This is a genomic window from Candidatus Poribacteria bacterium (assembly GCA_021295755.1).
Lineage (GTDB): Bacteria > Poribacteria > WGA-4E > WGA-4E > PCPOR2b > PCPOR2b.
Genome location: JAGWBT010000132.1, coordinates 9,031 through 17,524, shown reverse-complemented (window position 1 = coordinate 17,524; position 8,494 = coordinate 9,031). Strand labels below are relative to the sequence as shown.

Genomic DNA, 8,494 nt, shown 5'->3' with positions numbered 1-8,494 from the left:
CACTGTGACTACAAACGTTGGCGCCCGGTCGGCTCGTCCATGAACTGGGTCTTCGCTATCATGCCGCTGACCGATTTCGATAAGGTGTACGGTCCCTTTATGGTGTCCCCCGGATCTCATAAGTTGGCTCAGGTTATCGACGAGGACGCACATATCTTGGATCTCACGCGTCCCGATACCAAGGAACTTGCGCCCTTTATCGATCCGGAACTCAACGCGGGCGACTTACTGATTACAAACCAGCATACGTGGCATAGTGCACCTGCTGGTACGGCTACGGACGACCGTTGCGGGATTTTCCATAAATATTGTGCGATCAACGCGCCTCCTTCCGCGGGCTACTATCCATACAATTCCGCGGCGCTTAACTCACTGAGCGATGCCGGTAAACGCCTTATCCCTGTCTGTTTCGACAAGCCTATCACAACGACGCGCTTGGTTATCGAATGCCCGTCTGACGGTGAATCGAAATACCTGCTAGTCCATGACGATGAAAATGACCGTTGGGAATTGCCGGGCGGAGAAGGTTGGGAAGAAGAAGAGGGGGTCGGCTGGGACATCGGCGCACGGGTCGCTTCTCTGCAAGATCTCACAGGAACACAACTCGGATTGGAAGTTCCGTGGATGTCTTATATTGAGGATGCTGAAAAGGCAGACGGTATCTGCCGTGTATATGGCTACTCCGATACGTCGTTGGGATCTCAACAACTCATCAATGGTCGCTACGATTGGTTCACAAAAGATCGCGTGCGACAGGTGCTTGGTGATGATGACTATATCCCTCATGCCATTCACACATGGCATCGAGAAGACATCATTCGCGGCAAAGGCAAAGCGTGCCGTCAGAGCAAAGAGCAATTCGACTAGTTCCGCGCTAGAAGTTTCCGAGGTTATTTCACGATACGAGGGGCGATCTACTATCCGCTAGACTTGGGGAATAGTGGGTCTGACAGTGCCTCTTGATAAGTTTGCCGCCGTCCGGATTGATCTCCGCCAAGCCATCGGTATGGTCTCGGATAGAGGGTTAGTGAGCGATCTTCCAGCGGGAGTTTCAGCGGGACACTGCCCCACAGCGCGGAATACTTGGCGGCAACTGCCGCTTCAAGGGACTGGCGCAGGTCGTGCCCGGATATAGCCAACTCGCCTCCGTTTGACACCACGTCGAGGAAAGACATTATCGACGTTGCCAGATAAGAGAAGCGGGGATATTGTACCGGTGTGTACGAGGTCTCCACTTTAATCCGTGCCCCGTTCTGATCGAAGCCACGATAGATTTCGGGTGGTCCCCAATTCCATCGAATAAGCGTATCGTCAGTCCATACGTCAACACCACGGTAAGGGGTCTCCTGACCGAAAACAGGGCAGATGAGACCGTTGCTCAGACGAAATTGTCCGTTGATGATCAAATCCTCGTCGTTGTCGCTTTGGAGGGCTGCTTCGGGTGTACCCCAAGCGATTACCTCGCTGATCTCTGCCTGTGCCAAAAGTCGCAGCACGGCAATATGTTGACACCCGCCGCCCGATATCTCGCCGTTCCAGCGGTGGACGCAGGCGCCGTGTAGTTCGCCGTAGTTGCCAGCGCGGAGCCAACCCGCGACCTCTTGGACCTCCGAAAGCGCCCGCTGAAGATTGCCCCCGGCAAAAACAACGCCGCGTTCCTCGCATACATCGACCATTTCATCGACATCTGCCAGACATGCCCCAATCGGTTTGTCGGTGGACACGCCTTTGACACCCGCTTCAGCACTTGTGATTACCGCATCTTTTATATACTTGCCGGGCAAAACGACAGCGGCAATGTCAGGGACAATTTCCCGATACATCGCTTCCGCGTCTGGGTAAAGTGCCTTGATGCCGAAACGTTCACCGACAGCGTGCCGCCGCTCTGTATTGTGTTCGGCGATGGCGACTAACTCGGTATTGGGCAGTGTCTGATACACTTCCGCGTAGTGCTGACCGAGGCGTCCGCAACCAATAATTGCAACGGTATATTTGGGTTCAGCCATGAATGTCTCCTTCTTGCTGTTTATGGACGGAATTTTGTGGGATAAGCATCAAAATTATTTGAGGGGTGTGCATAATTATTGTCTAAATCACGGATTAAACAGATGCATCGGATAGCGTGGATCAGATGCGTTGGTTCATTGGTGCATTAGTTCACTAGTACATTAATGAGTTAATGTACTCAAAGGATCGAAGACTCTCGAAACGGAGACTTTGAACATTCAACCGCGTTAGCTCTACAACCAATAAACCAATGAACTAATGAACCAATTTTACTTTAGTATCAGCATCCGGCGCGTCGCTGTGAAATCGCCCGTTGTTAGTGTGTAAAAATAGAGGCCACTAGCGACAGGCTCACCGAGTTGGTTACGACCGTCCCAATACACTGCACGACTACGACTTCGATACATACCCGCCGCCTGATACCCCACCCTCAAACGTCGAATCATCTTTCCGTTCAAATCATAAATCGTCAATGTTACTTCTGCCGACTCTGCCAGTTGATACGGTATCCACGTCTCTGGGTTAAATGGATTCGGATAGTTTGCCAATAACGCAGTCTCTTCAGGAATTAGTGCGGCTAACAGGTTTTCAAGGTTTGCGATACCCTGTTTGAAGGCGAGCGAGCCGTCATCTTCCAACCGTGCCTGTGCGATCCACGTTTCTATGGTCGCAGCATCTACGCTTTGCGTCCCAACCGGCCCGATAAAATCGGGATTCAAAGCAAGAGGCGCAGCGGGTGATTCAGCAATTCCCTGTGACACGAGGATGAGATCAAGAATGCTGACAACACCATCGCCGTTGACATCCACCGGCGAATCAGCGGACACCCTTTTCCCTAACTGCTGTGCAACGAGGATCAGATCCAGAATGGTGACAACTCCATCCCGGTTCACGTCACCTGTGGCAAGTTGTCCCTCCACAACGATGGTAATTTGATGCGGACCGGCGGGGATGCTATCGCCGGTGACGGAGCCGAACTGAAATTTATGCAACACCAACACTGTTTCCCCTCCCGACTTCGCCTTGAACCTCACCTGAAGCAAGGTGCCGGTGCCGCTCACACCTTGAGCGGACAGCCGCGCCGCATTGAGTCCCCCAATTTTACCCGCTGCGTTATCAATGCTGCCACCGTGAAAAAAGGTGGTTCCCCATCAGTTTTCAGGAAATCGCCTTCACTTACGTTGATAGCTTCAAGGATGGCGGGGTCAAAGGCAATATCAAACTGCCAACCCGCCAAGTCGGTAATGTTTTCTACGCGGATATCGAGGGTAAAGGTATCGCCCGTATGAATTGGTGTTTGGGAAAAAGTGTACCCGACCCCCGTTGACACCGTATAGTCGGTGCCCGGTTCAAACCCAGAAAAGCCGTTGCCATAGGAGTGAACTGCGACTAACAGGACATTTCTCCCATGCCTCAGCGTGACCGGGAAAAAGTCGGTGTAATTGTCTGCCCACTGGCGTTTGAGACGTTCTTGGTATAGGTGTCAATTTGAATCATTATAGCACAATGGTATCAGTAGATCTACAGAATTTGGGAATCTACTCAATCCGATAAGTAGGTGAGGAATTGCTAGGGCGCGTTGACATTTATGTAAAGTTGTCCGTAAGCGTAGGTGCTTGCATCCTGATTTATTGGGGGGCGAGGGCACCGCTCCCATTGACCAACGCGGATTGGGAACTTCAAACCATACAGGTTGAGTCAATTGTAGGTCGAGATTCATATCTCGACAGAACACCCGGACTATTGAGCAATATTCTGGTTCCGACGTTTCCAGATTGTAACAATCTGAGAAACGCCGAGAATCCTCGATAAATCGGGAGCTGGTTGAGCCTAGACTATCGCGCTATATTCTAGGTATTGTCGATTTTGGAAAATCGACCTACAGAGGTCCGAACAAAGGGTTGGGAGACCCAACCCCTACGGAGGACGATGCGTCTATGCACCCCCTCGATCATCTGGTTGCGATAAAATATCAACAGAACCTAGCTACGCATAAAGGGAGCACTGCACCAATCTCTGCTTCTTCATTGACCAAGCTCAAAATAAATCTTAGAAAAAGGGTTGACAGTTTTTGGCAACTGCGATACAATGAAAAAAACCTGTTCTAGCTTGAATGTGATTGGACATCATCATCCAAAGTCTCACTGTTTTTGGGCGATATTTGTTCGTCGATCAAAGGAGGAGAAAATGTCGAATGCCGATGTTGCTTTAACTGCCCATCTTATGCGTCGTGCCGGATTTGGTACAACGCTGACAGAGTTAGAGGAATACGTCAAGAAGGGCTACGAAAATGTTGTTGAAGATTTAGTAGAGCCAGAACGTTGCCCGCCGGTTGACGAGGATGTGTTAGATCGTTACTTCGGTGGTTCTGAGGGTGGGTATAGGATAACGTGGATGTTTCGTATGATTAACAGTCCGCGCCCGCTCGAAGAAAAAATGGCACTTTTCTGGCACCATGTGTTTGCCACGGGTGTTGGGAAAAATCAGCACATTCTTGCTTCTGCCCTCCAGATTGATATGCTCCGGCGCGTGGGGCTTTCAAACATGCGGGAGATTTTGCTCGAGCTATCGAAAGATCCAGCGATGATTTTCTGGCTTGACAATAACGAGAACCGGAAAGGTGAACCGAATGAGAACTACGGCAGGGAGTTATTAGAACTGTTCTCAATGGGCGTCGGTAATTACTCAGAGGACGATATTAAAGATTGTTCTCGCGCCTTTACGGGATGGACATTCACCCAGCCCCCGCCCTTGTATCCGCAAGGTTACTATCCTGCACACTTTGCGTTCATCGAAGAGGAACACGATAATGGTGAAAAGACGTTCTTAGGTCATACAGGCAATTTGAATGGTGATGATATAATCGACATCATCGTGAAGCAGCCTGCCTGCGCGAAGTTCATATCTAGACACCTATACAACTTCTTCGTCGCGGACGAGCCGCAGGTCCCGTCCTGGAACGTGACCCCTCCACAAGATCCGGATGCCATTGATACGCTGTCAAACGCTTTCTTGGAGTCGGAGGGGGATATACGCCACATACTCAGAACGCTCTTTAACTCCGATTTCTTCAAGGAGGCTCGGTTCAAAAAGGTTAAGAGTCCGACTGAGCTTGTCACAGGCATCCTGAAACTGGTAGGGACGCATCGAAAGCCCCAACCGGGTATGGGAAGCTATCCGGGAGCCACCACTTTGATGGGACAAGAGTTATTGAATCCCCCGACTGTAGAAGGCTGGCACACCGGTAAAGAATGGATTGATGGCGGTACGCTTACCGAGCGCATTAACTTCTCTGTTGGTGAACTCAGTGACCCCAGCAAGCCGGGTATTGAGCAGATCATCAGTCGGCTTAAATCGAATGGGAGTGCCCTATCTCCCGATGAGTTTGTGGATAGATGTCTCGAGCTGGTGGGTCCACTAGACGTTGGTGAGACAACACGCGAGTCTTTGACCCAGTTTGCAGCGTCTCAGGGCGATCTCAACATAGGGTCCGACGATGCTGAGGAAGAGAACAACGCTCGCGTGGTGCGTATGCTACAGTTAATTGTGTCTTCGAGAGAATATCAATTTGCTTAATTACTGATGAAGTGGGTTTGGCGGATTTTAATCTGTGCAATCGACGATCGGATTTTACACGCCGCAGGATTACACATGGCTGTCAGTAAGAAAGATCCCGTCCTTGTCGTTGTCGAACTGAAGGGTGGCAACGACTTCATGAACACAATTATTCCCTATACCGCGGGCGTATACTACGATTCACGACCGGTGGTAGGACTGAAGGCAGAAGAGGTCCTCCCTCTCAACGATACCTTAGCCTGGAATCCAAATGCCGAACCTCTCAAGGATATGTACGACCAAGGTGAGGTCGCCATTGTGCAAGGCATCGGTTATCCTGACTCCAGTCGTTCCCATTTCCGGGCAATGGATGTGTGGCACACCTGCGAACCGATAGAAATCGGTACGGAGGGTTGGGTCGGTAGAGTGATTCGGGAGATTGACCCCAATGGTCAAAACGTCTTAACGGGTGTTTCCTTCGGAAAGGGATTGCCGAGAGCGCTCGCTCTTTCGGGTGTACCGGCTACCTCTGTTGATAACCTCGACACCTACGGGTTGATGACTGATATCGAGGCGGACCCGCAGCGCCTCCAAGCCCTTGAGATATTCAAGGAGATGTATAGTCCTGCTATCGGCACCGGTATCGTAATGGACTACCTATCGCAAACGGGTCTCGATGTCATTAAAGGTTCCGACGAGCTGAAGAAAGCCCCAGCGATGTATACGTCTGAAGTTGAGTACGAGGATAACCCGATAGCCAAGAGTCTACGGGATGTTGCGCGGGTGCATCTTGCCGACCTCGGAACGAGGGTCTTTTACACGCAGCACGGTGGCTACGACCACCATGCAAATGAGGTCCCTTCACATCCGAAGCTGCTCAAAGAGCTAACCGGAGCGATTCGCGATTTCTTCAAAGATCTGCGCGACCACAACGCCTCTGATGAGGTGGTTATGCTCGTCTTCTCAGAGTTCGGACGACGTATCAGGGACAACGCCAGCGGCACTGACCACGGCACCGGCGGTGGTGCGTTCATCATCGGCGACCATGTCGAAGGCGGGCTATACGCGGAGTATCCATCCCTTGACCCCGCTCGGTGGGCAAACGGCGAAGACCTTGAGCATACGATAGACTTCCGTGGCATATACGGAACAGTCCTTGAACAGTGGATGGGACTCGACCCCACCCCAATCGTAGATGGATCATTTGAACAGATCCATCCTTTTGCTAGCAGATAAGACAAGGAACAGTGAAGCGGAGGGGGCGAGTAGGGGCAGGTCTTGTGCCTGCCCAAGACGGGCAACCGCAAGGGTTCCCCTACAAGTCCTTTCATCACTCGTCACAGAATTCAGGAGGTGAATCATGGGTAGACCGTATGGACTGCTACGCGCAGGGTTCCCATTTTTCAAAACTGTAGGTATGCGGCGACACACCAATTTTCCTGTTGATGTTGCGCTTGGAAAAGAAAATCGCCTGTTCATATTGTGTCGAAGCGGCGACGCATCGATGGTTAGAAAGTACAGCGTGGATGAAGATAACTTGGGCGAAATTGGCGGTGTGGCGACATGGGGAGTTGCAATTATTGCCGACAGTGAGGAGAATCTTTACATCTCCGACGAAGCAAAGCACTGTATCGCATCATTCAACGCAGATGGTGAATCCCTCGGCACTTGGGGAGAGTATGGCGATGGAGATGGACAACTCAATGCTCCCTCCGGAATCGCATTCGACGCCGAAGAGAATATCTACGTTGCCGATGGCATGAATCACAGGGTCCAGAAGTTCACTAAGGACGGTGAGTTTATCTCGAAGTGGGGCAGCCACGGCGATGGAGAAGGCGAATTCAATATGCCTTGGGGCATAACCGTAGATGAACTAGGAGACGTTTACGTTGTAGACTGGCGCAACGACAGGGTGCAGAAGTTCGATTCTGAGGGCGAGTTTATTTTCGCATTCGGTAAGTCGGGCTCCGGGGATGGCGAATTCAACAGACCCACTGACGTTGCGGTAGACGAGCACGGCGATATCTACGTGGCGGACTGTGGAAATAACCGCGTACAACTGTTCAATTCCGAATCAAGGTACGTGGAAAAATTCCTAGGAGACGCATCGCTGTCCCAAGCTGCGATCGATTATATGATGACAAACGCTAACCCCAATCGTTTGCGGGATATGGCGAATCTTGAGCCACAGAAATTGTTGAGGCGCCCGACATCGGTGACGATCAATGGAGATGGGCTGCTGTTTATATCGGACAATTGCTCCTATCGGGTGCAGGTCTATAAGAAGCATGCCATTCCGCTGACGGAGCTAGAGCTCGGTCCCCCAAGGCGGTCGCCGACGCTTCATCAAGAGTAGTTTGAGTCTGTTGTAAATAACCCAAGTTGCTAGATATCCGTTAACATTTGATAGCACGTCGGTCAAAGACTCTCGGAATGGAAACTGGGTTAATCGTGTAACAAGAAAGTGTCATGTCACAAGAAAGTGTAAAGCACGAGGAGAAACCGAGTTTGACCCCCCTGACAAGGGGGGCAGCGAAGGGCCCCCTTGTCTTTCCCCCCTTCGCAGGGGGGTTGGAAAAACTCGGTTTCTTTTTGCGATATTGGGGTGTCGAGATATGAATTTCGACCTACTGAGACCAATAGCCGTAGGTCGGGCATCCCCGATAAATCGGGGATCCAAAGCGACTTGCCCGACCCAAAACAGCCCCAGCGGGACGATATGTATATAGAAAAGGGGATACCTACAACCTAAAGCCCCAGCGGGGCGACATGTGTGTCGTAAATATGGCTGTTTCTAATTATCTGTCGAGTATGGAAACTCGATCTACAGGCTAACTAGACTCTGTTGACATTTATATGCGGCGTGACCGTAAGTTGTCGGTACGTCTCCAATCGTCGGGGCGAGTTGCTCCCACCTGACGGGTGGGGAGAC

General features: G+C 51.1%; 5 protein-coding genes and 1 pseudogene. 4 read left to right on the top strand and 2 right to left on the bottom strand.

Annotated features, from left to right (window positions below; genetic code table 11):
• On the top strand, positions 1-867 hold an 867-nt coding region (locus J4G02_17545; protein MCE2396342.1), incomplete at its 5' end, for a phytanoyl-CoA dioxygenase family protein.
• 50 nt (positions 868-917) lie between these two features.
• Here J4G02_17545 and J4G02_17540 read toward each other — a convergent pair.
• A complete protein-coding gene (locus J4G02_17540) occupies positions 918-2,006 on the bottom strand; it encodes a Gfo/Idh/MocA family oxidoreductase (protein ID MCE2396341.1) in 1,089 nt (362 codons plus the stop codon).
• Between the two features lie 270 nt (positions 2,007-2,276).
• Positions 2,277-3,424, bottom strand: a pseudogene (locus J4G02_17535) (T9SS type A sorting domain-containing protein).
• Positions 3,425-4,194: 770 nt separating this feature from the next.
• On the opposite strand from J4G02_17535, the gene J4G02_17530 reads away from it, so the two are divergent.
• From J4G02_17530 to J4G02_17520, 3 genes are all read left to right on the top strand, one after another.
• Positions 4,195-5,583 (top strand): DUF1800 domain-containing protein, encoded by a 1,389-nt coding sequence (locus J4G02_17530; GenBank protein MCE2396340.1) that lies wholly within the window; start codon positions 4,195-4,197, stop codon positions 5,581-5,583.
• A gap of 75 nt (positions 5,584-5,658) precedes the next feature.
• A complete protein-coding gene (locus J4G02_17525; GenBank protein MCE2396339.1) occupies positions 5,659-6,798 on the top strand; it encodes a DUF1501 domain-containing protein in 1,140 nt (379 codons plus the stop codon).
• 124 nt (positions 6,799-6,922) lie between these two features.
• Positions 6,923-7,918 (top strand): NHL repeat-containing protein, encoded by a 996-nt coding sequence (locus tag J4G02_17520; GenBank protein ID MCE2396338.1) that lies wholly within the window; start codon positions 6,923-6,925, stop codon positions 7,916-7,918.
• The last annotated feature ends 576 nt before the right edge of the window (positions 7,919-8,494 follow it).